Below are 26,246 nucleotides of genomic sequence, written 5' to 3'. Positions count from 1 at the left end.
ACCCCGGTACGCCGGGGTTTTTTTTTGCCCGGCGGGCAGTGAACCAGGCAACAGTAAGGTGGACCAACCATGCAGTTAACCGTGCGCGACATGACGCTCAATCTCTCCCATCCGCAGGTGATGGGCATCCTCAACGTGACGCCGGATTCGTTTTCCGACGGCGGCCGCCACAACACCCTGAACCAGGCGCTGGTGCATGCGCATGCGCTGATTTCGGCCGGCGCCACGATGATTGATATCGGCGGCGAATCGACAAGGCCGGGGGCGGCGGAGGTGAGCGAAGAGGAAGAATTGGAACGGGTCGTGCCGGTGGTGGAAGCGCTGGCGCAGCGCTTCGAGGTCTTTATCTCGGTCGATACCTCGAAGGCGGGCGTGATCCGCGAATCGGCGCAGGCCGGTGCCCATCTGATCAACGACATTCGTTCGCTGCAGGAGCCGGGCGCCCTGGCGGCGGCGGCGGAAAGCGGCCTGCCGGTCTGTCTGATGCACATGCAGGGGCAGCCGCGCACCATGCAGCAGGCGCCGCACTACGACGATCTGATCGCCGACGTTCAGGCGTTTTTCGAACACCATATCCGGCGCTGTAACGAGGCGGGGATAACAAATCAGAAATTGCTGCTCGACCCCGGCTTCGGTTTCGGTAAAAATTTGTCGCACAACTATCAGCTTCTGGCTCGGTTGTCGGAGTTTCATCGTTTTGGTTTGCCGCTGTTGGTCGGCATGTCGCGCAAATCGATGATTGGACAACTGCTGAACGTGCCGCCGGATCAACGGGTTATCGGCAGCGTGGCCTGCGCGGTGATCGCGGCGATGCAGGGTGCGCAGATTGTCAGAGTGCATGACGTTAAAGAAACCGTCGAGGCGATGCGTGTCGTCGAGGCAACACTTTCAACTAAGGGACAGTAGAGACATGAGCGAGCGCAAATATTTTGGCACCGACGGCATCCGTGGCAAGGTCGGGGACAGCCCCATCACGCCGGACTTCGTGCTGAAGCTGGGCTGGGCGGCCGGTAAAGTGCTGGCGCGTCACGGTTCCCGCAAGATCATCATCGGTAAGGATACGCGCATCTCCGGCTATATGCTGGAGTCCGCTCTGGAAGCCGGTCTGGCGGCAGCCGGATTGTCCGCCTCCTTCACCGGGCCGATGCCCACGCCGGCGGTGGCTTATTTGACGCGTACCTTCCGCGCGGAAGCGGGCATTGTCATTTCCGCTTCGCATAACCCGTTCTATGACAATGGCATCAAGTTTTTCTCGATCGACGGCGCCAAGCTGCCGGACAATGTCGAAGAAGCGATCGAGGCCGAGATGGAAAAGCCGCTGACCTGCGTGGAGTCCTCGGAGCTGGGTAAAGCCAGCCGCATCATCGACGCCGCCGGCCGCTATATCGAATTCTGCAAAGGCACCTTCCCGAGCGAGCTGAGCCTGAAAGGGCTGAAAATCGTGGTCGACTGCGCCAACGGCGCGACTTACCACATCGCGCCGAGCGTGCTGCGCGAGCTGGGCGCTACGGTGATCGCCATCGGCGTTGACCCGGACGGCATGAACATCAACGAGAAATGCGGCGCTACCGATGTGCGTCAGTTGCAGGAGCGCGTGCTGCAGGAAAAAGCGCACGTTGGCCTGGCGTTCGACGGCGACGGCGACCGCGTGATGATGGTGGATCACCTGGGCAATAAGGTGGACGGCGATCAGATCCTGTACATCATCGCCCGCGAAGGCCTGCGCCAGGGTCAGCTGCGCGGCGGCGCGGTCGGCACCCTGATGAGCAATATGGGGCTGGAGCTGGCGCTGAAACAGCTGGGCATTCCGTTCGCTCGCGCCAAAGTGGGCGACCGTTACGTGCTGGAAAAGCTGCAGGAGCTGGGCTGGCGCATCGGTGCGGAAAACTCCGGCCATGTGATCTTGCTGGACAAAACCACCACCGGCGACGGCATCGTGGCCGGGTTGCAGGTGCTGACCGCCATGGTGCGTAACCACATGAGCCTGCATGACCTGTGCAGCGGCATGAAGCTGTTGCCGCAGATCCTGGTCAACGTGCGTTTCGCCGGCGATCACAATCCGCTGGAGTCCGAAGCGGTGCGCAAGGTCACCGAACAGGTGGAAGCCGAGCTGGCCGGTCGCGGCCGGGTGCTGCTGCGCAAATCGGGCACTGAACCGCTGATCCGCGTGATGGTGGAGGGTGAGGACGAGCAGCAGGTGACCGCGCTGGCGCATCGCATCGCCGATGCGGTGAAATCCGCAGGTTAAAACAGACAGTTAGCCGCCGGGCTTGGCATCGCTGAGCCCGAACAGGCGATTGTTGGCGTTTTTTTCCGCAAACGCGCCGGCGGCTGCAAATTGCCCTTGCGCGGGTTGGCGGCTTTGGTTAGTATTCACACCCGCTTCAGTAGGCAGTTTATAAACACGCCTGCTTGATGAGTGTGAAGCATTTGGCATGCGGTGAGGCCGCAAGGATACGGGTACTACTATGTACGAAGCTCTTCTGGTAATTTTCCTGCTGATTTCAATCGGGCTGGTTGCTCTGATTATGTTGCAGCAAGGTAAAGGCGCTGATATGGGAGCCTCTTTCGGAGCAGGTGCATCAGGCACGTTGTTCGGTTCGAGTGGTTCCGGTAACTTTATGACCCGCATGACTGCTGTATTGGCGACGCTGTTCTTCGTCATCAGCCTGATTCTGGGCAACCTCAGCAGCAACCAAAGCAAGAAAGGCAGCGAGTGGGAAAACCTCGGTCAGCCGGTGAAAACTGAGCAGACAACCGCGCCGGCAGCACCTGCCAAGCCGAGCAGCGACATCCCGCAGTAAGCCGCAAAAAGTTTGTAAACGGTGGTTGTGAACTCGAAAGAACAACGGCCGTTAGCAGTAAGAATCAGTACCGAGGTGGTGGAATTGGTAGACACGCTACCTTGAGGTGGTAGTGCCCTAACGGGCTTGTGGGTTCGAGTCCCATCCTCGGTACCAAATCCCAGAGATAACTTGCAATTTTGCGATTATCGGCGTAGTATTTGCCACGTTTTCGGACGCGGGGTGGAGCAGCCTGGTAGCTCGTCGGGCTCATAACCCGAAGGTCGTCGGTTCAAATCCGGCCCCCGCAACCACTTTCCTTTAAGTGTTTATTTTCAAATACACTTTTCGATTGAAATCCGCTTTTCTCGATCAACATTTGAAAATGACACTTGCTCGAAAGTTGTACCGAGGCCGCCTAGCGGCAAACAGGGTCCAGTTGCATAAAGCCCCGATTTTTCGGGGTTTTTTGTTATTTGGCAACAGAATCACTGGGCTATTTAGCCCTTTTTTTATGTCTTGGGGGTGGGCTTGTCCACATTAGAGCAACAGTTAACAGAGATGCTTTCGGCACCCGTAGAAGCGTTGGGCTTTGAGCTTGTAGGCATCGAATTCATTCGTGCGCGCCAATCGACGCTCCGCATCTATATTGATAGTGACAACGGCATCAATGTTGATGATTGCGCTGATGTCAGCCACCAGGTCAGCGCTGTATTGGACGTCGAAGATCCAATCACGGTCGCTTACAACTTGGAAGTCTCCTCTCCTGGCCTTGATCGCCCGATGTTCACCGCAGAGCACTATACGCGTTTCCTCGGTGAAGAAGTCAGCCTGGTCCTGCGCATGGCGGTACAGAACCGTCGCAAGTGGCAGGGTATTATCAAGTCTGTCGAAGGCGAGATGATCACGGTTACTGTGGAAGGGAAAGATGAAGTGTTCGCGCTGAGCAACATCCAGAAAGCGAACCTGGTACCCCACTTTTAAAGTTTGGAAGAGGCAACTAGGATGAACAAAGAGATTCTGGCTGTTGTTGAAGCAGTTTCCAATGAAAAATCCCTTCCGCGCGAGAAGATTTTCGAAGCGCTGGAAACTGCATTAGCCACCGCAACCAAGAAAAAATACGAGCAGGAAATCGACGTGCGCGTCAGCATTGACCGCAGAACCGGCGATTTCGATACCTTCCGCCGTTGGGTCGCCGTAGACGAAGTGACGCAGCCGACGCGTGAAATCACGCTGGAAGCCGCTCAGTTTGAAGATCCGAGCATCGAGCTCGGCGGCTACGTCGAAGATCAGATCGAATCCGTAACCTTCGACCGCATCACCACCCAAACCGCCAAGCAGGTTATCGTGCAGAAAGTGCGCGAGGCCGAGCGCGCGATGGTGGTTGACGCTTTCCGTGAACATGAAGGCGAGATCGTCACCGGCGTGGTGAAGAAAGTGAACCGTGACAGCATCGCGCTGGATCTGGGCAACAACGCCGAAGCGGTGATTGGCCGTGAAGACATGTTGCCGCGCGAAAACTTCCGTCCGGGCGACCGCATTCGCGGCGTACTGTACGCCGTGCGTCCTGAAGCCCGCGGCGCGCAGCTGTTCGTCAGCCGTTCCAGCCCGGAAATGCTGAAAGAACTGTTCCGCATCGAAGTGCCGGAAATCGGCGAAGAAGTGATTGAAATTAAAGCGGCAGCCCGCGATCCTGGCTCCCGTGCGAAAATTGCAGTGAAAACCAACGACAAGCGCATCGACCCGGTCGGCGCCTGCGTAGGTATGCGCGGTGCGCGCGTTCAGGCCGTGTCGAGCGAGCTCGGCGGCGAACGCATCGACATCATCCTGTGGGATGATAATCCAGCGCAATTCGTCATCAACGCCATGGCGCCGGCCGACGTCGCGTCGATCGTGGTAGATGAAGATAACTGCACCATGGATATCGCCGTTGAAGCCAGCAACCTGGCACAGGCGATCGGCCGTAACGGCCAAAACGTGCGTTTGGCTTCCCAGCTGCTGAAACAACACCGCGGCGACGATCGTTGGGAACTGAACGTGATGACGGCGGACGACCTGCAGGCCAAGCACCAGGCCGAGGCTCATGCCGCTATTGATACCTTCACCAAGTATCTTGATATCGACGAAGATTTCGCCACCGTACTGGTTGAAGAAGGCTTCTCCACGCTGGAAGAGCTGGCCTACGTGCCGATCAAAGAGCTGTTGGAAATCGACGGTCTGGATGAAGATACGGTTGAAGCATTGCGCGAACGCGCCAAAGCTGCATTGACCACGCTGGCCCTGGCACAAGAAGAAAGCCTGGGCGACAACAAACCGGCCGACGATTTGCTCAACCTGCCGGGTCTTGAGCGCAGCATGGCCTTTAAACTGGCCGCGCGTGGGGTTTGTACGCTGGAAGATCTTGCCGAGCAGGGTGTTGACGATCTGGCTGATATTGAAGGGCTTAGCGACGAGCAAGCCGGCGAGCTGATCATGGCTGCGCGCAATATCTGTTGGTTTGGCGACAACGCGTAATAACTGTAGCAGGAAGGAACAGCATGACGACAGATGTAACCGTAAAATCGCTGGCAGCAGAGATTCAGACTCCGGTTGATCGCCTGGTACAGCAGTTTGCTGATGCAGGGATCAACAAGTCCGAGTCGGACTCTGTTACCCAGCAAGAAAAAGAAACATTGCTGGCGCACCTGAACCGTGAACACGGCAGCGCGCCGGGTAAACTCACTTTGCAGCGCAAAACGCGCAGCACCTTGAATATCCCGAGCACCGGCGGTAAAAGTAAATCGGTGCAAATTGAGGTCCGCAAGAAACGCACTTATGTAAATCGCGATACGCAGGAAGCCCAGTTGGCTGAAGCGGCAGAGCAGGCACAGCGTGAAGCGGAAGAGCAGGCACGGCGCGAAGCGGAAGAGCTCGCAAAACGCGAAGCGGAAGCGAAGCGCGCAGCCGAAGAGCAAGCCAAACGTGAGGCCGCGGAGATTGCTAAGCGTAATTCAGCGGAAAAAGAAAAAGTGACCAATCAACATACCGACGAAATGACCAAGCCAGCTCAGGCGGAAAAAGCACGCCGTGAAGCCGAAGCCGCTGAACTGAAACGTAAAGCGGAAGAGGAAGTGCGCCGCAAGGTTGAAGAGGAAGCCAAGCGCGTGGCGGAAGAAGCCCGTCGCATGGCCGAAGAGAACGGCGAGAAGTGGGCCCAGGCAGACGCGGCAAGCGCCGCGGTTGAAAGCGCCGACTATCACGTGACCACCTCTCAGCACGCCCGTGCCGCTGAAGATGAAAACGACGCCAAAGTTGAAGGCGATCGTCGCAGCCGCACCCGCGGCGGCAAAGCCACCAAGCAGAAGAAAGGCAACAAGCTGTCCGAATCCAAAGCGGATCGCGAAGAAGCGCGCGCCGTTACCCGTGGTGGTAAAGGCAAACGCAAGCCTAGCGCTCTGCAGCAGGGCTTCAACAAGCCGGCGCAGGTGGTTAACCGCGACGTGGTGATCGGTGAAACCATCACCGTGGCCGAGCTGGCCAACAAGATGGCGGTAAAAGGTTCTCAGGTCATCAAAGTGATGATGAAGCTGGGCGCCATGGCCACCATCAACCAGGTTATCGACCAGGAAACCGCGCAGCTGGTTGCCGAAGAGATGGGCCACAAAGTTATCCTGCGTCGTGAAAACGAGCTGGAAGAAGCGCTGATGAGCGACCGTGATACGGGTGCTGCGGCCGAGCCGCGCGCGCCGGTCGTGACCATCATGGGCCACGTTGACCACGGTAAAACCTCTCTGCTGGACTACATCCGCTCCACCAAAGTGGCGGCGGGCGAAGCCGGCGGCATTACCCAGCACATCGGTGCCTACCACGTAGAAACCGAGAACGGCATGATCACCTTCCTGGACACCCCGGGCCACGCCGCGTTTACCTCGATGCGTGCTCGCGGTGCTCAGGCGACTGACATCGTGGTTCTGGTGGTGGCGGCCGACGACGGCGTGATGCCACAGACCATCGAAGCTATCCAGCACGCGAAAGCGGCGCAGGTGCCATTGGTGGTTGCGGTGAACAAAATCGACAAGCCGGAAGCCGATCCGGACCGCGTTAAGCAGGAACTGTCCCAGTACGGCGTGATGCCGGAAGAGTGGGGCGGCGAAGCGCAGTTCGTCCACGTGTCCGCGAAAGCCGGTACCGGTATCGACGAGCTGCTGCAGGCTATCCTGCTGCAGGCCGAAGTTCTGGAGCTGAAAGCGGTTCGCAGTGGCATGGCGAGCGGCGTAGTGATCGAGTCCTTCCTGGATAAAGGCCGTGGCCCGGTGGCTACCGTGCTGGTTCAGGAAGGTACGCTGAACAAGGGCGACATCGTCCTGTGTGGCTTCGAATACGGCCGTGTGCGTGCGATGCGCGACGAATTGGGCCGTGAAGTGACCTCCGCCGGTCCGTCTATCCCTGTGGAAATCCTGGGTCTGTCCAGCGTGCCTGCAGCGGGTGACGAAGCGACCGTGGTGCGTGACGAGAAGAAAGCGCGTGAAGTGGCGCTGTATCGTCAGGGCAAGTTCCGCGAAGTCAAACTGGCGCGTCAGCAGAAGTCCAAGCTGGAAAACATGTTCGCCAACATGACCGACGGCGAAGTGTCCGAGCTGAACATCGTACTGAAATCCGACGTTCAGGGCTCTTGCGAAGCGATCAGCGACTCGTTGCTGAAACTCTCCACCGACGAAGTGAAGGTGAAGATTGTCGGCTCCGGCGTAGGTGGTATCACCGAAACCGACGCGACGCTGGCAGCGGCTTCCAACGCCATCATCCTGGGCTTCAACGTGCGTGCCGACGCTTCTGCGCGCCGCGTGATCGAAGCGGAAAGCCTGGATCTGCGTTACTACTCCGTGATCTATAACCTGATCGACGAAGTGAAGCAGGCGATGAGCGGCATGCTGGCGCCGGAATACAAGCAGCAGATCATCGGCCTGGCCGAAGTGCGCGACGTGTTCAAATCGCCTAAGTTCGGCGCTATCGCCGGCTGTATGGTGACCGAAGGGACCATCAAGCGTCACAACCCAATCCGCGTACTGCGCGACAACGTGGTTATCTATGAAGGCGAGCTGGAATCCCTGCGTCGCTTCAAAGATGACGTTAACGAAGTCCGTAACGGCATGGAATGTGGTATCGGCGTTAAGAACTATAACGACGTGCGCGTCGGCGACATGATCGAAGTGTTCGAAATCATTGAGATCCAACGCACCATCGCTTAACGATTGCACATCTGCTTATATCTGTTTACGGGGGGCCTTTGTGCCCCCCGATTTGTCTGGAGAATCCAAAATGGCAAAAGAATTCAGCCGCGGTCAACGCGTGGCGCAAGAGATGCAGAAAGAGATTGCGATCATTCTGCAGCGTGAAGTGAAAGATCCGCGCGTCGGCATGGCGACCGTTTCCGGCGTGGAAGTGTCCCGCGACCTGGCGTACGCCAAGGTTTACGTCACCTTCCTGAACGTGCTGACCGAGAACCACGATCCGGATCTGGTCACCAACGGCATCAAAGCGTTGCAGGACGCTTCCGGTTACATCCGCACTCTGCTGGGCAAAGCGATGCGCCTGCGCGTGGTGCCGGAGCTGACCTTCGCCTACGACAACTCCCTGGTGGAAGGCATGCGCATGTCCAACCTGGTGACCAACGTGGTGAAGAACGACGCCGAGCGCCGTTCCGCCTCAGGCGATGACAAGGAGGACTGATGAGTCGCCCTCGTCGCCGCGGCCGTGATATCCACGGCGTGCTGTTGCTGGACAAGCCGCAGGGTTTGTCGTCCAACGATGCGCTGCAAAAAGTAAAGCGCCTGTACAACGCCAACCGGGCGGGCCATACCGGCGCGCTCGATCCGTTGGCGACCGGCATGCTGCCTATCTGCCTGGGCGAAGCGACCAAGTTTTCGCAATATCTGCTCGATTCCGACAAGCGCTATCGGGTGATCGCCAAGCTGGGGCAGCGTACCGATACCTCGGACGCCGACGGTCAGATCGTGCAGGAGCGCCCGGTGAACTTTACCCAGGCGCAGCTCGACGCGGCGCTGGACACCTTCCGCGGCGACATCCAGCAGGTGCCGTCGATGTATTCGGCGCTGAAATACCAGGGCAAGAAACTCTACGAGTATGCGCGCCAGGGGATTGAAGTGCCGCGCGAAGCGCGCAGCATCACGGTGTACGAGCTGCAGTTTATCCGCTGGGAAGGGGATGAGCTGGAGCTGGAGATCCACTGCTCGAAAGGCACCTACATCCGCACCATCACCGACGATCTCGGCGAGCTGCTGGGCTGCGGCGCGCACGTGATCTATCTGCGTCGCCTGCAGGTGGCGACTTACCCGATCGCGCGCATGGTGACGCTGGAACAGCTGAACGCCTTGGTGGCGCAGGCGCAGGAACAAGCGATCGCCCCCGGCGAGCTGCTCGATCCGCTGCTGATGCCGATGGACAGCCCGGTTGAGAACTATCCGGAAGTGAATTTGCTGCCGGTGGTGGCGGGCTACGTCAAGCAGGGGCAACCGGTGCAGGTGGCCGGCGCGCCGGCTTCCGGCATGGTGCGTATCACCGAGGGTGAAGAGCGGAAATTCATCGGCGTTGGCGACATCGCCGAGGATGGTCGCGTGGCGCCGCGCCGCCTGGTGGTCGAACATTTCGACTGACGGCGGGGCACTGCGTCGCCTTGCGATCGCACTGCGCTAAGAGTAGAATGGCGCAGCTTATGCATTGGGTTGCTGAATTAGAGATCGGCGCCTGTTTTTATTATCTATAATCTGGAGTATTACAATGTCTCTAAGTGTTGAAGCTAAAGCTCAAATCGTAGCTGATTTCGGTCGTGGTACTAACGACAGCGGTTCTACCGAAGTTCAGGTTGCCCTGCTGACTGCGCAGATCAACCATCTGCAAGGCCACTTCTCCGAGCACAAAAAAGATCACCACAGCCGTCGTGGTCTGCTGCGTATGGTTTCTCAGCGTCGTAAGCTGCTGGACTACCTGAAGCGTAAAGATGTAGCACGTTACACCAGCCTGATCGAGCGTCTGGGTCTGCGTCGCTAATCTAGCAAGTTTCAGTGGAAAGGGGCCTATTTTGGCCCCTTTCTTCTAGGAAGCATAAGCAAATCAGGTTAATGTATTACTGATGTTTCCAAACAGGTTCTTCCGTTACAGAGGTTCGCGCGGCTAATGAGAGGCTTTATCTCCCGCCTGAGATAAGGATTGTCATTAGTCGCGAGGATGTAGTGAGAAGGCAAATCGAGTCACAGGCGTGTCGAGTCGTCAATGCGATTGCGCGCCGCTAATCAAGGATATAATTTTGCTGACACCGATCATTCGCAAATTCCAGTATGGCCAGCATACCGTCACCATCGAAACCGGTATGATGGCTCGTCAGGCCACTGCCGCCGTTATGGTGAGCATGGATGACACCGCCGTATTCGTTACCGTCGTTGGCCAGAAAAAAGCCAAGCCGGGCCAGAGCTTCTTCCCGCTGACTGTTAACTACCAAGAGCGTACCTACGCCGCCGGCCGCATCCCGGGCAGCTTCTTCCGTCGCGAAGGCCGTCCGAGCGAAGGCGAGACGCTGACTTCCCGTCTGATCGACCGCCCGATCCGCCCACTGTTCCCGGACAGCTTCCTGAACGAAGTTCAGGTGATCGCGACCGTGGTTTCCGTTAACCCGCAGGTGAACCCGGACATCGTTGCGATGATCGGTGCTTCCGCGGCCCTGAGCCTGTCCGGTATTCCGTTCAACGGCCCAATCGGCGCCGCGCGCGTAGGTTACATCAACGATCAGTATGTGCTGAACCCGACGACCGACGAGCTGAAAGAAAGCCGTCTGGATCTGGTGGTTGCCGGTACTGCCGGTGCGGTGCTGATGGTTGAATCCGAAGCGGACGTGCTGAGCGAAGATCAGATGCTGGGCGCCGTGGTGTTCGGCCACGACCAGCAGCAAGTGGTTATCGAAAATATCAACGCGCTGGTTGCCGAAGCGGGCAAACCGAAGTGGGATTGGCAGGCGCCTGCGGTCAACGAAGCGCTGCACGCGCGCGTGGCTGAACTGGCCGAAGCTCGCCTGGGCGACGCTTACCACATCACCGAAAAACAAGAGCGTTACGCTCAGGTTGACGCGATCAAAGACAGCGTGGTTGAAACCCTGCTGGCGCAGGACGAAACGCTGGACGCCGGTGAGATCCAGGACATCCTGGGCAACCTGGAGAAAAACGTGGTGCGTAGCCGCGTACTGCGTGGCGAGCCGCGTATCGACGGCCGTGAAAAAGACATGATCCGTGGCCTGGACGTGCGCACCGGCGTACTGCCGCGCACCCACGGTTCCGCGCTGTTCACCCGTGGCGAAACTCAGGCGCTGGTTACCGCGACCCTGGGCACCGCGCGCGACGCCCAGAACCTGGACGAGCTGATGGGCGAGAAGACCGACAGCTTCCTGTTCCACTACAACTTCCCTCCGTACTCCGTAGGCGAAACCGGCATGGTCGGTTCTCCTAAGCGTCGTGAAATCGGTCACGGTCGCCTGGCGAAACGCGGCGTATTGGCTATGATGCCTAAACCGGAAGATTTCCCGTACACGGTTCGCGTGGTGTCTGAAATCACCGAATCCAACGGTTCTTCTTCCATGGCTTCCGTGTGCGGCGCGTCTCTGGCGCTGATGGACGCTGGTGTGCCAATCAAGGCTGCCGTTGCGGGTATCGCGATGGGCCTGGTGAAAGAAGCCGACAACTACGTGGTTCTGTCCGACATTCTGGGTGACGAAGATCACCTGGGCGACATGGACTTCAAAGTGGCCGGTAGCCGCGACGGTATCACCGCGCTGCAGATGGACATCAAAATCGAAGGCATCACCCGCGAAATCATGCAGGTGGCTCTGAACCAGGCCAAGGGCGCGCGTCTGCACATCCTGGGCGTAATGGAACAGGCTATCAGCACCCCGCGCGGCGATATCTCCGAATTCGCACCGCGTATTCATACTATCCGCATCAACCCGGATAAAATCAAAGACGTGATCGGTAAGGGCGGTTCCGTTATCCGCGCGCTGACCGAAGAGACTGGCACTACCATCGAAATCGAAGATGATGGTACAGTTAAAATCGCTGCGACCGACGGTGAGAAAGCGAAATTCGCTATCCGTCGCATCGAAGAGATCACGGCAGAGATCGAAGTGGGCCGTATCTACCAGGGTAAAGTGACCCGTATCGTTGATTTCGGCGCATTCGTCGCTATCGGCGGTGGTAAAGAAGGTCTGGTGCACATTTCTCAGATCGCCGACAAGCGCGTTGAGAAAGTGACCGACTATCTGCAGATGGGTCAGGAAGTGCCGGTTAAGGTACTGGAAGTTGACCGTCAGGGCCGCGTGCGTCTGAGCATCAAAGAAGCGATGGCGCCGGAAGCAGGTTCACCTGCGCCTGAAGCAGAATAACTGTATAGATAGTTTTACAGCTCCCCGCCACGGGGTTGGGGGCTGTTCGTATCGCGCGGGTAGGATGCCCGCGTTTTAGCAAACGGAGGACAGGACGTTCATCCAATGTTTGTCTTCGGGAGTGGGAAATGAAGCCTTTCTTGCGCTGGTGTTACGTTGCGACAGCACTCATGCTGGCAGGATGCAGCAACCATGATTGGCGTAAAGACGAAGTTTTGGCAATCCCGTTGCAGCCTACGTTGCAGCAGGAAGTGATCCTGGCGCGCATGGAACAAATTCTTGCCAGCCGGGCACTGACGGATGACGAACGCGCACAGCTTTTATATGAGCGCGGTGTGCTGTATGATAGCCTCGGGTTACGTGCATTAGCGCGCAATGATTTCTCGCAGGCGCTGGCGATACGTCCCGACATGCCGGAAGTTTTCAACTACCTGGGCATTTACTTAACGCAGGCAGGCAATTTTGATGCTGCCTATGAAGCGTTTGATTCTGTACTAGAGCTTGATCCAACTTACAATTACGCGCGTTTAAACCGGGGCATCGCACTGTATTATGGCGGCCGCTTCCCGTTGGCGCAGGATGATCTGCAGGCGTTTTATCAAGACGACCCAAACGATCCCTTCCGTTCGTTATGGCTGTATCTGGTGGAGCGAGAAATCGATCCCAAGAAGGCCGAGGTAGCGCTTCAGCAGCGCTATGACAAAGCGGACAGAGGGCAATGGGGATGGAATATTGTCGAATTCTACCTGGGCAAGATCAGCGAAAAAACGCTGATGGAACGCCTCAAGGCAGATGCAACGGATAACACTTCGCTCGCTGAGCATCTCAGTGAAACTGACTTCTATTTGGGTAAACACTACCTGAGTCTGGGGGACAAGGACACCGCTTCGGCGCTGTTCAAACTGACGGTGTCTAACAACGTTCACAACTTCGTTGAGCACCGCTATGCATTGTTGGAATTGGCGCTTTTGGGCCAAGAGCAAGACGACCTATCGGAATCGGACCAGCAATAGCTGACGAACACCTATCAGCCTGATGGACATTGGTTTTTAACCAAAGTTATCGCCTTAACGGGCGAGGGCTTTTTTGTTCGTTTTATAATCTAATTTGAGCCGGTTCACACTTTTCAATGAAAATGACTGAAAATTTTCTCGACGAGTTATGTAGACTGGCTGCCATTATTAATGAGGCACGTGTACATGACGACTGAGTTTGAAACCTCTTTTGCCGATCTGGGGCTGTCTGCTCCAATCATTTCCGCCCTGAACGATCTGGGCTATGAAAAACCATCTCCGATCCAGGCTGAGTGTATTCCTCACCTGTTGAACGGCCGCGACGTGCTGGGCATGGCGCAGACCGGTAGTGGTAAAACTGCAGCGTTCTCGCTGCCGCTGCTGCACAACCTGCAGGCAGACCTGAAAGCACCTCAGATCCTGGTGCTGGCGCCGACCCGCGAACTGGCGGTTCAGGTTGCCGAAGCGATGACCGATTTCTCCAAACACATGAACGGCGTCAACGTGGTAGCCCTGTACGGCGGCCAGCGTTACGACGTGCAGCTGCGCGCTCTGCGCCAGGGCCCGCAAATCGTTGTGGGTACCCCAGGCCGCCTGCTGGACCACCTGAAGCGCGGCACCCTGAACCTCTCCAACCTGAGCGGTCTGGTGCTGGATGAAGCCGACGAAATGCTGCGCATGGGCTTTATCGAAGACGTAGAAACCATCATGGCTGAGATCCCGGCTGAACATCAGACCGCGCTGTTCTCCGCCACCATGCCGGAAGCGATCCGTCGCATTACCCGCCGCTTCATGAAAGAGCCGCAGGAAGTGCGCATCCAGTCCAGCGTCACCACCCGTCCGGACATCAGCCAGAGCTACTGGTCGGTCTACGGCATGCGTAAAAACGAAGCGCTGGTGCGTTTCCTGGAAGCCGAAGACTTTGACGCGGCGATCATCTTCGTCCGTACCAAGAACGCGACCCTGGAAGTGGCCGAAGCGCTGGAGCGCAGCGGTTACAGCAGCGCCGCGCTGAACGGCGACATGAACCAGGCGCTGCGTGAGCAGACTCTGGAGCGTCTGAAAGACGGTCGTCTGGATATCCTGATCGCGACCGACGTTGCGGCCCGTGGCCTGGACGTTGAGCGCATCAGCCTGGTTGTCAACTACGACATCCCGATGGACTCCGAGTCTTACGTTCACCGTATCGGCCGTACCGGTCGTGCGGGCCGCGCCGGCCGCGCGCTGCTGTTCGTGGAAAACCGCGAACGCCGCCTGCTGCGCAACATCGAACGCACCATGAAGCTGACCATCCCGGAAGTGGAGCTGCCGAACGCAGAACTGCTGGGCGAGCGTCGTCTGGCCAAGTTCGCCGCGAAAGTTCAGCAGCAGCTGGAAAGCAGCGATCTGGACCTGTACCGCGCACTGCTGACCAAACTGCAGCCGGAAGAAGAGCTGGATATGGAAACCCTGGCCGCAGCGCTGCTGAAAATGGCACAGGGCGAACGTCCGCTGATCCTGCCGCCGGATCCGGTCTTCAAGCCGCGTCAGCGCCGCGAGTTCAACGACCGTGACGATCGTCGCGGTGATCGTGGCGACCGTCGTGACAGCCGTGACGGCGATCGTCCGCGTCGCGAACGTCGTGACGTTGGCGAAATGCAGCTGTACCGCATCGAAGTGGGCCGTGACGATGGCGTTGAAGTGCGTCACATCGTTGGCGCTATCGCTAACGAAGGCGACATCAGCAGCCGTTACATCGGTAACATCAAGCTGTTCGCTTCCCACTCCACCATCGAGCTGCCAAAAGGCATGCCGGGCGAGATCCTGAATCACTTCACTCGCACTCGCATCCTGAACAAGCCGATGAACATGCAGCTGCTGGGTGATGCACAGCCGTTCGAACGTCGCGAGCGTCGTGACGGTGGCAACGGCGGCGAGCGTCGCGGCAACGGTCGTCCGTTCAACGGCGAACGTCGCGAAGGCGGCCCACGTCGCTCCTTCGGCGAACGTCGTGAAGGCGGCAACGGCGGCGAGCGTCGTGGCGGTAACTACAACCGTGACGGCAAGCCGGCGCCACGCCGTGATGACGGCGCACCGGCGGCACCACGTCGTCGTTTCGGCGACGCGTAATCGCTGATTCGCCGTTCGCGGTGAAGCGCTCTGAAAAACCAGCCTGCGGGCTGGTTTTTTTATGCCTGAAAATTGCCGTCAAACGCCCCTGAATGGCGTATCATTCATAAGGTTTTTTCTTACGGATGATATGCACGGGAGATGCCATGAGTTGGCAGCAGTTCAAATCTCAATACCTGGTGCGCTTTTGGGCGCCGCTGCCGGCGGTGATCGCCGCCGGGATCCTCTCTACCTACTACTTCGGCATGACCGGCACCTTCTGGGCGGTGACCGGCGAATTCACCCGCTGGGGCGGCCATGTGCTGCAGTGGTTCGGCCTGCACCCCGAGCAATGGGGCTATTTCAAGGTCATCGGCCTGCAGGGCACGCCGCTGGAGCGCATCGACGGGCGCATGATCATCGGCATGTTCGCCGGCTGCATCGCCGCCGCGTTGTGGGCCAACAACATCAAGCTGCGTCAACCGCAGCACCGCATTCGCATCGTGCAGGCGCTGCTGGGCGGCATCATCGCCGGTTTCGGCGCGCGGCTGGCGATGGGGTGCAACCTGGCGGCGTTCTTCACCGGCATCCCTCAGTTCTCGTTGCACGCCTGGTTCTTCGCGCTGGCGACCGCAGCCGGCTCTTACTTCGGCGCCAAATTCACGCTGCTGCCGATGTTCCGCATTCCGGTCAAATTGCAAAAGGTGAAGGCCGCCGCGCCGCTGACGCAGAAGCCTGAGCAGGCGCGCCGCCGCTTCCGGTTGGGCATGGCGATCTTCGGTCTGGCGGTGGCCTGGTCGCTGTGGACGCTGTTCGATGCGCCGAAGCTCGGCATCGCCATGCTGTTCGGCATCGGCTTTGGCCTGCTGATCGAGCGCGCACAGATCTGCTTCACTTCGGCGTTCCGCGATCTGTGGATCACCGGCCGCACCCACATGGCGAAAGCCATCATCATCGGCATGGCGGTGAGCGCCATCGGCATCTTCAGCTATGTGCAGCTCGGCGTGGCGCCGAAGATCATGTGGGCCGGCCCGAATGCGGTGCTGGGCGGTTTGCTGTTTGGCTTCGGCATCGTGCTGGCCGGCGGCTGCGAGACCGGTTGGATGTACCGCGCCGTGGAAGGGCAGGTGCACTACTGGTGGGTGGGGTTGGGCAACATCATCGGCGCTACGCTGCTGGCCTATTACTGGGACGACCTGGCGCCGGCGCTGGCGACCGACTACGACAAGATCAACCTGCTCGATACCTTCGGCCCGATCGGCGGCCTGCTGGTGACTTACCTGCTGCTGGCGCTGGCCTTCGCCGCCATGCTGTGGTGGGAGAAACGCTTTTTCCGCGCCCGGCCTGAGGCGCAGGTGGTGAATTTGAGGAGCATGCCATGAAAGAGACGACGATAGTGCCGGACTACCGGCTGGACATGCTGGGTGAGCCTTGCCCGTACCCGGCGGTGGCGACGCTGGAGGCGATGCCGCAGCTGAAGCCGGGGGAGATCCTGGAGGTGATCAGTGATTGCCCGCAGTCGATCAACAACATCCCGCTCGATGCGCGCAACCACGGCTACAAGGTGTTGGATATCCAGCAGGACGGGCCGACCATCCGCTACCTGATCCAGCGTTAACGCCAAGGCGGTGGGGTTCCCACCGCCTTTTCGCTTTTTAGCCCTTCACGATGTCGCCCTTCACGCCGGCGACGATCTCGAACGAACGCAGCCGCGCCTGATGATCGAAAATCTGGCCGTTGACCATGATCTCGTCGGCATCGGTTTCACGCAGCAGCGTTTGCAGCCCGTGACGCACCGTTTTTTCATCGCCGACGATCGACATCCGCAGCGCCTGTTCGACGCCGTACTGCTCGCCGGCGCTCCACAGCGCGTGGATGTTATCCACCGGCGGCGGCAGCGGGCCGGGCGAACCGCGGCGCAGATTGATGAACTGCTGCTGCATCGAGCTGAACAGGAAGCGCGCGTCGCGGTCGCTGTCGGCGGCGATCACGTTGACGCACACCATGGCATGCGGCTGCGCCAGCTGTTTGGAGGGTTTGAAGTTCTCGCGGTACAGTTGCAGCGCCTGGAACAGCATATCCGGAGCGAAGTGCGAAGCGAAGGCGAACGGCAGGCCGAGCTGCGCCGCCAGCTGTGCGCTGTAGAGGCTGGAGCCGAGCAGCCAGAGCGGCACATGCAGCCCCTGGCCCGGCACCGCCTGCACCGGCTGGCCGGGCTGCGCGTCGCAGAAGTAGTTTTGCAGTTCCTGCACGTCGCGCGGGAAGGTATCCACATCGCCGGACAGGTGGCGGCGCAGCGCCATCATGGTGCGTTGATCGGTGCCGGGCGCGCGGCCCAGCCCCAGATCGATGCGGCCGGGGTAGAGCGATTCCAGCGTGCCGAACTGTTCAGCGATCACCAGCGGCGCATGGTTCGGCAGCATTACGCCGCCGGAGCCGAGGCGAATGCTCTGGGTGCCGGCGGCCAGATAGCCCAGCAGCACCGAGGTGGCGGCGCTGCCGATGCCGGTCATATTGTGGTGCTCGGCCAGCCAGTAGCGCTGGTAGCCCCAGCGTTCGGCGTGTTGCGCCAGATCCAGCGAACAGTGGAAAGCGTCGCGCGCCTTGGCCCCTTGCGGGATTGGCGATAAATCCAGTACCGAAAGCGGTACGGCAGTGTGTTCAGTCATGACATCGTCCATCAGAGAGTGGATCGCTTAAAGGGCGATTGCAGGAATCTGCATACTAAAAGGCCGAAAAAAGATGCTTTTTAGTGTTAAAAGCATAATCCAATTTATAGTTATAAAAGAGGAGATATGTGCTTGTGATATCCTCATGAGTGCAATGGTGTTTTTTGGAGCAATTTGAGACATGGAAATGATGATCCCCGCCCGCCGCTTACCGTTCCGGGAGCCGATATAATGAAAAAAAAGACGCTGTTTACCCTGTTGCTGATGATGGTGGCGATCGCATTGGCGATCCTGTTCCGCGCGCACAATCAGGATCTGTTGCTGCAGGGTGAAGTGGATGCCCCCGAAGTGATCGTCGCATCCAAGGCGAAAGGCCGGGTTGTTGAACGCCTGATCGAACGCGGCGATGACGTGAAAAGCGGCCAGCTGATCATCCAACTCGACAGCCCCGAATTGATGGCGCAGCTGCGTTCCGCGCAGGCGACGCGCGACGAGGCCAAAGCGCAGCTCGAGCTGTCGCTGCACGGCACCCGAGAAGAGAGCATCCGCAACCTGCGCGCCAACCTGGCGCAGGCCGAGGCGCAGTACCGCAATGCGCAAAACGACTACAACCGTAACCTGAGCGTGGCCGGCAAGGGCTATATCTCGAAGTCCGAGCTGGACGCTTCGCGCCGGTCGCGCGACACCGCCTTCCAGCAGGTGCAGGCCGCCAAGGCCAACCTGGATGAAGGCATCAACGGCGACCGCGTCGAGCAGCGGCAGCAATATGCGGCGGCGCTGCGGGCGGCGGAAGAGAACCTGCTGCAGATCCAGGCGCAGAGCGACGATCTGCAGGTGAAAGCGCCGGTGGACGGCGAAGTGGGGCCGATCCCGGCCGAAGTGGGCGAATTGCTGAACGCCGGCAGCCCGCTGGTGACGTTGATCCGGGTGCCGGACGCTTACTTCGTGTTTAACCTGCGTGAAGACATCCTGGCCCACGTGCGCAAAGGCGACAAGGTCAAGCTGCGGGTGCCGGCGCTGAAGGACAAAATGATCGACACCGAGGTGCGTTACATCGCGCCGCTGGGGGATTACGCCACCAAACGCGCCACCCGCGCCACCGGCGACTTCGACCTGAAAACCTTCGAAGTGCGCCTGTATCCGTCACAGCCGGTGGACGGCCTGCGTCCGGGGATGAGCACCTTATGGCAATGGAAAGAGTAAGGGCCGGCTGGCGCTGCTTCAGTCACGCGTTCGACAAAGAGTGTCGCGTCGCCTTTCGCAGCCCGGTGGTGCACTGGCTGAGCTGGATCTTTCCGCTGATCCTGTTTGCGCTGATCAGCAGCAACTTCTCCGAAGGCACGCTGCTCGATCTGCCGGTCTCGGTGGTGGACAGCGATCACAGTCCGCTGTCCAAATCGCTGACGCGCCGGCTGGACGCCGGGTCGCACGCCCACGTCGAGGCATACGGCGGCGGGCTGCCGGAGTCGCTGAGCCGCCTGCGCAGCGCGCAGGATTACGCGTTGCTGTATATCCCACCGGACTTTGAGGCCAATGCGCTGTCGGGCAAACAGCCGAGCGTGGTGATGTACTACAACGCGCTGTTTTACGGCGCCGGGCTGTACTCCACCCAGGACTTCGGCGGCCTGATGAACGAAATCAACGCCAGCACCCGCAGCATCATCGCCACCGAGATGGGCAAAACGTTGCCGCCGCTGGCGGACGTGACGCTCTCCTACGGCAGCCTGTTCAACGCCAGCGGCAGCTATATCTATTACCAGCAGTTCGCCGCCACCATCCACCTGCTGCAGCTGTTCGCGGTGACCTGCATGATATATGTGCTGGCGCGCAGCAAGTCGCTGCTGCAGGCCAAGCCGTTCAGCCTGGCGCTGCTCGGCAAGCTGGCGCCGTACACGCTGTGTTTCACCACCCTGCTGATGGTGGAGATCGCGGCGCTGGTGGGCATCTTTGACGCCCGCGTCAGCGGCAACCCGCTGTTTATGCTGATGATCGGCCTGTTTTATGTGATGGCGGCGCAGAGCATCGGCCTGCTGCTGTACACCTTTACCGGCAGCACCATCACCGCCTACAGCCTGATCGGTATTTTGGTCAGTATCGCGATGACCTTCTCCGGCATGGCGGTGCCTGAGCTGTCGATGCCGCTGCCGGCGCGCATCATTTCCAACATCGAACCGCTGACCCACGCGCTGTACGCGATGTTTGACGTGTTCCTGCGGCAGGTGCACGCCAGCGCCATCTTCAGCGTGTGCGCGCTGCTGGCGGTCTATCCGCTGGTGGCCGCGCTGCTGGTGCGCAATCGCCTGCCGGCGCGGCTGGCAAAAGAGGGGAGCGCCGGATGAAGCTTTATTGGCAAACCTTCGTTAAGGTGCTGCTCGGCATGCTGGAGCGGCCGGTGTGGCTGATGCTGATCCTGTCGCTGTGCATCATGAGCCTGGTGTACGCCAACCGCACGGTGTGGGATCTGCCGGTGGGCGTGATCGATCAGGATCACAGCACCGCCAGCCGGCAGCTGATCCGCCAACTGGACGCTACCTCCAAGATCGCGATTGAAACCTACGACAGCCTGGAACAGGCACAGCGCGATCTCAGCTGGCGCAAGCTGTTTGCGGTGATCATCATGCCGGTGGATCTGGAGAAGAAGATCCTCAGCGGGCAGAACATCGTGGTGCCGATGTACGGCGACGCCACCAACCGCCTGGCCAACGGCCAGATTCAGCAGGACGTGGTGGCGGCCTATCAGCAGCTGCTGACGCAATACAACAACGGGCTGCTGCTGCGCAGCGGCTTCAGCGAACGGCAGGCGCAGATACTGCTGACGCCGATACTGGGGCAAACGCTGGACGTGTTTAACCCCGGCATCAGCTTTGCGGCGATCATCTTCCCCGGCCTGCTGGTGATGCTGTTACAGCACTCGCTGCTGATCGCCTGTATCCGCGTCAATATCGCCATGAAGAGCATGCCCGGCGGCAAGGCGCCGCTGGCGGCGCACCTCGGCGGGCTGACGGCGCTGCTGCCGATCTGGCTGTTCCTGTCGATCGTGCTGTTCGTGCTGTGGCCGTGGGTATTGGGCTATAGGCAGACGGCGAACATCGCCGAACTGCTGCTGCTGACCTTCCCGTTCCTGCTGGCGGTATTGGGGCTGGGCAAGCTGGTGACAGAATGTCTGCGCAGCGTCGAGATGATCTACCTGACGCTGGCGTTCATCACCACGCCGATCTTCTACCTGTCCGGCACTATCTGGCCGCTGCAGTCGATGCCGGCTTGGGTGCGCGCCATCTCGTACAGCATCCCCTCCACCTGGGGCACCAAGGCGATCGCCGGCGTCAACCAGATGGGGCTGTCGCTGAATGAGGTGTGGGGCGACGTGATGATGATGCTGATACTCGGTGTGGTCTACACCCTACTAGGCTTTGGCGTCGGCTTCTTGCGCAACAGCGTGGCGCTGCGCGGGATGTTCAGGAAGCGGCGGGCGTAGGGGATAAATAAAGGCGCCATTTTCGGCGCCTTTATTATTTCGTATTATTGATATGTCTAAGGTGATTTATTTAGCTGGGCGTCTGCTCTTATTTTTAATTTGATTTGTTATGTTGATTTTGGTAGTTGTAATTGTCGACCTGCTTAGGGAATTAATGGTTGGCGTTAACTTTATCTATAACGTGTTATTTAAAGGATGGAATAATATGTCAACAATAAGAGCGCTTGATTTTGATGAGATGAAATTGATTGGCGGTTGTGGCGATGGAAATAACGGCGGCGATCGTGACAGGCCAGGCAGAGGTGCGCCAAACTCTTGTGCCAATCAGGTTGGAATGGGCATTATCATTGGCGCATTTACCGGTTTTTCCGGCGGTCCGCCAGGGATGATAGGTATGGCCGTTGCCGGTGGCTTAATGGGGGCGGTCTCTTGCGCAGATAACAGCCCTGCCGGGAATAATAAGAATAACGGTGGTGCCTTGGGTGGGAATAAAAACGCCAATAGCGTTAATGGGCAATGTCGCTGGTGATGAGTAAATCGCTTTTAGAGTGTCAAAAATAGAGGGTGGGTTATGGTTAATAGACGTCTTTTAAACCCGCTATGTAATATGATTGCGCTAACGTTGAGTATGTTACTTGTCTCGTTCTCCTCACTGAGTATTATTTCATACGGAGAACATTTGGTAGATGCGGCCATCGCGGTTTTCACTTATTTTGGTATCAGAAGCTGCTGCCTGATGTGTGTAAGTTTATTCCATTGGTTCCACGGTGGAGATGAGCGCATTAATCTTGATAAATAAACAGAGCCGGCAGCGCCCGCTGCCGGCTCTATCCTCGTTAAGACACCAACTCCAGCCCCGCCACCCGGCGCCAGTAGCCGTTGCAGTCGGCGTGGTCGCTCAAGGCCAGCGGCTGCTCACCGCGCTCGTTGGCGCGGAAGGCGTCGATCTGCGCCAGCGTCTCGGCGCCCTGCGGCGACAGCCGCACGATGTCCACCAGCCCCTGCATGCTCGGCAGCTCGTTGCCGAGGTTGTAGCAGTAACCGCTCATGGTCTGGATGCCGTTGAGCACGAATACCTGCTGTTGTTCTTGGGAGCGCATCATGCGGCCCTGCGGATATTTGATGCAGCAGGTTTCGCACTCGTCCTTGCCGCGGTTCTCCGAGCGGGCGGTGAAGCAGCGCGCCGAATAGGCTAGCGGCAGATGGCCGTAGCTCAGCACCTCCACCTCGAAATCGTGGCGGAAGCCCAGCTCGTCGCACTGCGTCAGCAGGTTGGCCAGCCAGTCGCGCGACAGCTCGACCGGCATGCACCAGCGCACCATGCCCTGGCGGCGCAGCAGGCGCAGGGTATAGGCGTTGTAGCAGTTCAGCGCATGGCCGGCGACGAACGGCAAGCCGCGTTCCGCCGCCATGTTCACCGCGCCCAGATCGTTGGCTTCCAGCAGGAACTCGCCGTTCTCCACATAGCGTTTCAGCTCATTCAGCTCGGACGGCGCCTGCAGCAGCGCCAGCGTGGAGATCACCACCTGTTTGCCGCTATGGGCGATCTCGCGCGCCAGCGCCAGCCAATCGCTGACCTTCATCTCGCGCCGTTTGGTGCAGACGCTCTCGCCAAGGTAAATGATGTCGGCGCTGCTCTCCGCCGCCTGTTGATAGAACGCCGCGATGTCGGTTTTCGGCCAGTAGTAGAGTACCGGCCCCAGTGCGTATTTCATGTTTCCTCCGGCTACTGCCATTTGCGGTGATAGGCGCCCAGCGTGGTCTGGGTGCCTTCGGACATCGCGCCCAGCGTCTCCATCCAGGCGGCGTCGGCGCGGTAGGCGGTCGGATCGGCCTGGCAACGGTCGATCGCCTGGCGCCAGACGCGCGCCACCTGGCTGACGTAAGCCGGGCTGCGCTGGCGGCCTTCGATCTTCACCGAGGCGATGTTGGCGGCCAGCAGCTCTGGCAGCAGCTCCAGCGTATTGAGGCTGGTGGGCTCTTCCAGCGCGTGGTAGCGCACGTCGTCCACCAGATAGCGGCCCTTGCACAGCGTCGGGTAACCGGCGTTTTCATGGTCCTGGTAGCGGTCGATCAGCACGTCGTTCAGGCGCGACTCCATACCCTGCGGGGTTTGCTGCCAGCGCACGAAGCGCGCCGGCGAGCAGGCGCCGACGGTGTTCGGCGACTCGCCGGTCAGGTAGGAGGAGAGGTAGCAGCGCCCCTCGGCCATGATGCACAGGCTGCCGAAGGCGAACACTTCCAGCGGCACCGGGCTGGTGCGCGCCAGCTGTTTCACCTGATGCATCGACAGCACGCGCGGCAGCACCACCCGGCCCACCTCGAAGTTGCGCTGGTAGAAACGGATCGCCTCTTCGTTGGTGGCGGAGGCCTGCACCGAAACGTGGCGCTCCAGCTGCGGGTAGCGCTGGGCGGCGTATTCCAGCATCGCCAGATCCGCCAGAATCAGCGCGTCGGCGCCCAACTGGGCAGCCATATCCACCGCGCGCTGCCAGCGGGCGTAGCCGTCGGGATGGGCGAAGGTGTTGATGGCGATATGCAGTTTGCGGCCGTGGCGATGCACGTAATCAACCGCTTCCTGCAGCTTTTTCTCGGTGAAGTTGAGGCCGGCGAAGTGGCGCGCGTTGGTATCGTCTTTCAGACCGATGTAAACGGCGTCGGCGCCGTTATCTACCGCGGCCTTCAGGGCCGGCAGGTTGCCGGCGGGGCAAAGCAGCTCCATAGATTTATCCTGGCTTAGCCGTACGCCCGGCCGGGCGCACGCTGTCTTTAAAGGTTGCCGACGGCGGTGTTCCGCCGGCAAACGCGATTCGGGGAGGCCATTTTAGGCGAAGGGGTGCGCACAGGTTTTGATTTGGGGCAGCTTATGGCGTATTGATAAACATGGCGGTGAAATGCACTATTTGTTGATATAGACCGCTGAAGCCGCGCGCCAGTGTGGCAAAATAGCGGTAGTCCGTATTGAAAGGAGTGGATGACCGTGTTGGAACAACTACGAGCACGCCTTGTGCGCCAGGGGCCGTCGCTGCTGCGCATCCCGCTGAAATTCACGCCGTTCGCCCTGCAGCGCCAGCTGCTGCAACAGGTGCTGAGCTGGCAGTTCCGCCAGGCGTTGGCGGATGGCGAACTGGAATTTCTCGAATCGCGCTGGTTAAAGATCGAAGTTCGCGATCTGGCGCTACACTGGTTTATGACGGTAGAAAACGACAAACTGGTGGTCAGCCAGCACGCCGAAGCGGACGTCAGCTTCAGCGGCGACGCCAACGATCTGATCCTGATCGCGGCGCGCAAGCAAGATCCGGATACGCTGTTCTTTCAGCGTCGGCTGCAGATTGAAGGGGATACCGAATTGGGCCTGTATGTGAAAAATTTGATGGACGCCATCGAGCTGGAAAGCATGCCTGCGCCGCTGCGCATGGGGCTGCTGCAGTTGGCTGATTTTGTCGAAGCAGGGCTGCAGGAGGGCACGGCGTCGGCTTCCCGTGTGGCGGTATCATGCTGATCCGTGTAGAGATCCCGGTAGACGCGGCGGGCATCGATGCCTTGCTGCGCCGCGCCTTTGGCCGCGACGACGAAGCCGATCTGGTGCAGCAGCTGCGCGAAGACGGCCTGCTGACGCTGGGCGTGGTCGCCACCGACGACGAAGGCGGGGTGGTGGGGTACGCCGCGTTCAGCCCGGTAGACGTGGCCGGCGAAGACCGCCAATGGGTGGCGCTGGCGCCGCTGGCGGTTGACGAAAGCCTGCGCCGTCAGGGGCTGGCTGAAAAGCTGGTGTACGAAGGCTTGGACTCGCTGAACGAATTCAGCTACGCCGCGGTGGTGGTGCTGGGCGATCCGGCCTATTACGGCCGCTTCGGTTTCAAACCGGCCGCTGCCTATGGCCTGCACTGCCGCTGGCCGGACACGGAAAGCGCATTCCAGGTGTATCCGCTGGCGGAAGACGCCCTGAATGGCGTCAGCGGCGAAGTGGCTTTTTCGGCGCCGTTTAACAGGTTTTAGTTTTTAATGTATTGATAATTAAATTCTATTTGGTGAACGGGAAATTCGCCAAGAATGTGTTTTGAAATTTGATTATAAATCAATTGGTTGTGTTTTCTAGAGAGTCGAAATTATTTGGTAGAATTTGAGGTCTTTAAAAATACATTTTAATTCAATAACATACTCTAAGAGTGTTCCCCGCGCCAGCGGGGATAAACCGCGCTATGGCGGCCCGGACGGTTTCAACCTTGAGTGTTCCCCGCGCCAGCGGGGATAAACCGTGAGTTATACTTTCACTGTGGATAGCGCACCGGTGTTCCCCGCGCCAGCGGGGATAAACCGCTTGTTCTCCAGTTGGCTTATCTGCATCACGCGTGTTCCCCGCGCCAGCGGGGATAAACCGCGCGCTGACTCGCCTTACTGCGCTATGGAAACGTGTTCCCCGCGCCAGCGGGGATAAACCGACAGTTATTTGCGTTGGGAGCGCTGCCCCGGCGTGTTCCCCGCGCCAGCGGGGATAAACCGGCATCCGTCACTGCCTTGCGTTTCTCTGCCGCGTGTTCCCCGCGCCAGCGGGGATAAACCGAACGCGGGTCACATGTTGCTCGCCCACGAGTTGTGTTCCCCGCGCCAGCGGGGATAAACCGAGTACGTGTGTATTTTGGACACTGCAACGTATGTGTTCCCCGCGCCAGCGGGGATAAACCGGAATACCCATAATATTAACCGCCGGGCTATCGGTGTTCCCCGCGCCAGCGGGGATAAACCGCGCCTTGGAACATCGTTTACCGGGTTTCAAGAGTGTTCCCCGCGCCAGCGGGG

The 26,246-nt window shown here is 59.2% G+C and carries 24 protein-coding genes, 2 tRNA genes and 1 CRISPR repeat array (1 of these 27 running past the window's edge); of the genes, 23 read left to right on the top strand and 3 right to left on the bottom strand.

The genetic code is table 11. The annotated features are described in order from the left end of the window. Positions 1-69 precede the first annotated feature (69 nt). The 17 genes from folP to yedF all read left to right on the top strand — a co-directional run bounded on the left by folP (position 70) and on the right by yedF (position 16,920). Positions 70-906 (top strand): dihydropteroate synthase, encoded by an 837-nt coding sequence (gene folP / locus ACMGF9_RS21560; protein ID WP_414160413.1) that lies wholly within the window; start codon positions 70-72, stop codon positions 904-906. A gap of 4 nt (positions 907-910) precedes the next feature. After that, a complete protein-coding gene (gene glmM / locus ACMGF9_RS21555; RefSeq protein ID WP_118892519.1) occupies positions 911-2,248 on the top strand; it encodes a phosphoglucosamine mutase in 1,338 nt (445 codons plus the stop codon). Positions 2,249-2,468: 220 nt separating this feature from the next. Then, on the top strand, positions 2,469-2,804 hold the full coding sequence (secG, locus tag ACMGF9_RS21550) for a preprotein translocase subunit SecG (RefSeq protein ID WP_004933519.1): 336 nt from the start codon (positions 2,469-2,471) through the stop codon (positions 2,802-2,804). Between the two features lie 69 nt (positions 2,805-2,873). Beyond that, positions 2,874-2,960 (top strand) — tRNA-Leu (locus tag ACMGF9_RS21545). Between the two features lie 60 nt (positions 2,961-3,020). Next, positions 3,021-3,097 (top strand) — tRNA-Met (locus ACMGF9_RS21540). A 217-nt stretch (positions 3,098-3,314) separates the two neighbouring features. Then, the gene (rimP, locus tag ACMGF9_RS21535) at positions 3,315-3,767 is read left to right on the top strand and encodes a ribosome maturation factor RimP (protein WP_028127574.1); all 453 of its coding nucleotides are present in this window, start codon (positions 3,315-3,317) and stop codon (positions 3,765-3,767) included. 21 nt (positions 3,768-3,788) lie between these two features. Next, positions 3,789-5,297 carry a transcription termination factor NusA gene (nusA, locus tag ACMGF9_RS21530; protein WP_004933514.1) on the top strand — a complete coding sequence of 503 codons (1,509 nt, stop codon included), beginning with the start codon at positions 3,789-3,791 and terminating at the stop codon, positions 5,295-5,297. Between the two features lie 23 nt (positions 5,298-5,320). Beyond that, the gene (gene infB / locus ACMGF9_RS21525) at positions 5,321-8,008 is read left to right on the top strand and encodes a translation initiation factor IF-2 (RefSeq protein WP_004933511.1); all 2,688 of its coding nucleotides are present in this window, start codon (positions 5,321-5,323) and stop codon (positions 8,006-8,008) included. Between the two features lie 70 nt (positions 8,009-8,078). After that, positions 8,079-8,489 carry a 30S ribosome-binding factor RbfA gene (gene rbfA / locus ACMGF9_RS21520; RefSeq protein ID WP_004933508.1) on the top strand — a complete coding sequence of 137 codons (411 nt, stop codon included), beginning with the start codon at positions 8,079-8,081 and terminating at the stop codon, positions 8,487-8,489. Continuing rightward, positions 8,489-9,433: a tRNA pseudouridine(55) synthase TruB gene (gene truB / locus ACMGF9_RS21515; protein ID WP_015376415.1), complete on the top strand. Its 945-nt coding sequence runs from the start codon at positions 8,489-8,491 to the stop codon at positions 9,431-9,433. The genes rbfA and truB overlap by 1 nt, the downstream gene beginning before the upstream one ends. A gap of 124 nt (positions 9,434-9,557) precedes the next feature. After that, positions 9,558-9,827, top strand: coding sequence for a 30S ribosomal protein S15 (gene rpsO / locus ACMGF9_RS21510; protein ID WP_004933502.1), 270 nt, complete (start codon positions 9,558-9,560; stop codon positions 9,825-9,827). A gap of 256 nt (positions 9,828-10,083) precedes the next feature. Next, positions 10,084-12,201 (top strand): polyribonucleotide nucleotidyltransferase, encoded by a 2,118-nt coding sequence (gene pnp, locus ACMGF9_RS21505; protein ID WP_004933498.1) that lies wholly within the window; start codon positions 10,084-10,086, stop codon positions 12,199-12,201. A 128-nt stretch (positions 12,202-12,329) separates the two neighbouring features. Beyond that, the gene (gene nlpI, locus ACMGF9_RS21500) at positions 12,330-13,214 is read left to right on the top strand and encodes a lipoprotein NlpI (RefSeq protein ID WP_004933495.1); all 885 of its coding nucleotides are present in this window, start codon (positions 12,330-12,332) and stop codon (positions 13,212-13,214) included. A gap of 116 nt (positions 13,215-13,330) precedes the next feature. Continuing rightward, the gene (gene yrbN, locus ACMGF9_RS21495) at positions 13,331-13,411 is read left to right on the top strand and encodes a protein YrbN (RefSeq protein WP_099032700.1); all 81 of its coding nucleotides are present in this window, start codon (positions 13,331-13,333) and stop codon (positions 13,409-13,411) included. Continuing rightward, positions 13,401-15,323 carry a DEAD/DEAH family ATP-dependent RNA helicase gene (locus ACMGF9_RS21490; RefSeq protein WP_004933492.1) on the top strand — a complete coding sequence of 641 codons (1,923 nt, stop codon included), beginning with the start codon at positions 13,401-13,403 and terminating at the stop codon, positions 15,321-15,323. Before yrbN ends, ACMGF9_RS21490 begins: the two co-directional genes overlap by 11 nt. Positions 15,324-15,469: 146 nt before the next feature. Next, positions 15,470-16,684 (top strand): selenium metabolism membrane protein YedE/FdhT, encoded by a 1,215-nt coding sequence (gene yedE / locus ACMGF9_RS21485; RefSeq protein WP_004933488.1) that lies wholly within the window; start codon positions 15,470-15,472, stop codon positions 16,682-16,684. Beyond that, positions 16,681-16,920, top strand: a complete 240-nt coding sequence (gene yedF, locus ACMGF9_RS21480) for a sulfurtransferase-like selenium metabolism protein YedF (RefSeq protein ID WP_004933486.1) — start codon at positions 16,681-16,683, stop codon at positions 16,918-16,920. Before yedE ends, yedF begins: the two co-directional genes overlap by 4 nt. A 37-nt stretch (positions 16,921-16,957) precedes the next feature. Here the strand turns inward: yedF and ACMGF9_RS21475 are convergent, their stop codons facing one another. Further along, positions 16,958-17,971 carry a luciferase-like monooxygenase gene (locus ACMGF9_RS21475; RefSeq protein ID WP_015376417.1) on the bottom strand — a complete coding sequence of 338 codons (1,014 nt, stop codon included), beginning with the start codon at positions 17,969-17,971 and terminating at the stop codon, positions 16,958-16,960. A gap of 231 nt (positions 17,972-18,202) precedes the next feature. Here ACMGF9_RS21475 and ACMGF9_RS21470 point away from each other — a divergent pair, with 231 nt between their 5' ends. The 4 genes from ACMGF9_RS21470 (at position 18,203) to ACMGF9_RS21455 (ending at position 21,975) form a co-directional block, all read left to right on the top strand. After that, positions 18,203-19,174, top strand: a complete 972-nt coding sequence (locus tag ACMGF9_RS21470) for an HlyD family secretion protein (RefSeq protein WP_004933479.1) — start codon at positions 18,203-18,205, stop codon at positions 19,172-19,174. Then, positions 19,156-20,310, top strand: a complete 1,155-nt coding sequence (locus ACMGF9_RS21465) for an ABC transporter permease (RefSeq protein WP_015376418.1) — start codon at positions 19,156-19,158, stop codon at positions 20,308-20,310. The genes ACMGF9_RS21470 and ACMGF9_RS21465 overlap by 19 nt, the downstream gene beginning before the upstream one ends. Then, positions 20,307-21,446: an ABC transporter permease gene (locus ACMGF9_RS21460; RefSeq protein ID WP_099982336.1), complete on the top strand. Its 1,140-nt coding sequence runs from the start codon at positions 20,307-20,309 to the stop codon at positions 21,444-21,446. Before ACMGF9_RS21465 ends, ACMGF9_RS21460 begins: the two co-directional genes overlap by 4 nt. A gap of 109 nt (positions 21,447-21,555) precedes the next feature. Then, positions 21,556-21,975: a hypothetical protein gene (locus ACMGF9_RS21455; RefSeq protein ID WP_126180964.1), complete on the top strand. Its 420-nt coding sequence runs from the start codon at positions 21,556-21,558 to the stop codon at positions 21,973-21,975. A 307-nt stretch (positions 21,976-22,282) separates the two neighbouring features. On the opposite strand, the gene ACMGF9_RS21450 is transcribed toward ACMGF9_RS21455, so the two are convergent. Together ACMGF9_RS21450 and ubiU are read right to left on the bottom strand one after the other, a co-directional pair. Then, complete coding sequence (locus ACMGF9_RS21450; RefSeq protein ID WP_118892518.1) at positions 22,283-23,161, bottom strand: U32 family peptidase; 879 nt, start codon at positions 23,159-23,161, stop codon at positions 22,283-22,285. Between the two features lie 11 nt (positions 23,162-23,172). Then, positions 23,173-24,168 carry a ubiquinone anaerobic biosynthesis protein UbiU gene (ubiU, locus tag ACMGF9_RS21445; protein WP_118892517.1) on the bottom strand — a complete coding sequence of 332 codons (996 nt, stop codon included), beginning with the start codon at positions 24,166-24,168 and terminating at the stop codon, positions 23,173-23,175. Between the two features lie 258 nt (positions 24,169-24,426). On the opposite strand from ubiU, the gene ubiT reads away from it, so the two are divergent. Then, entirely contained in the window at positions 24,427-24,948 is a 522-nt protein-coding gene (gene ubiT / locus ACMGF9_RS21440; protein WP_049187007.1) for a ubiquinone anaerobic biosynthesis accessory factor UbiT, read from the top strand. Further along, a complete protein-coding gene (locus ACMGF9_RS21435; RefSeq protein WP_048321240.1) occupies positions 24,942-25,445 on the top strand; it encodes a GNAT family N-acetyltransferase in 504 nt (167 codons plus the stop codon). Before ubiT ends, ACMGF9_RS21435 begins: the two co-directional genes overlap by 7 nt. A gap of 170 nt (positions 25,446-25,615) precedes the next feature. Beyond that, positions 25,616-26,246: a CRISPR direct-repeat array (repeat unit 29 nt; unit sequence GTGTTCCCCGCGCCAGCGGGGATAAACCG) (it continues 558 nt past the right edge of the window).

The sequence above is a fragment of the Serratia sp. BNK-23 genome, assembly GCF_047456145.1.
Taxonomy (GTDB): Bacteria; Pseudomonadota; Gammaproteobacteria; order Enterobacterales; family Enterobacteriaceae; genus Serratia; species Serratia nematodiphila.
This window is presented reverse-complemented; position numbering and strand designations above follow the sequence as displayed.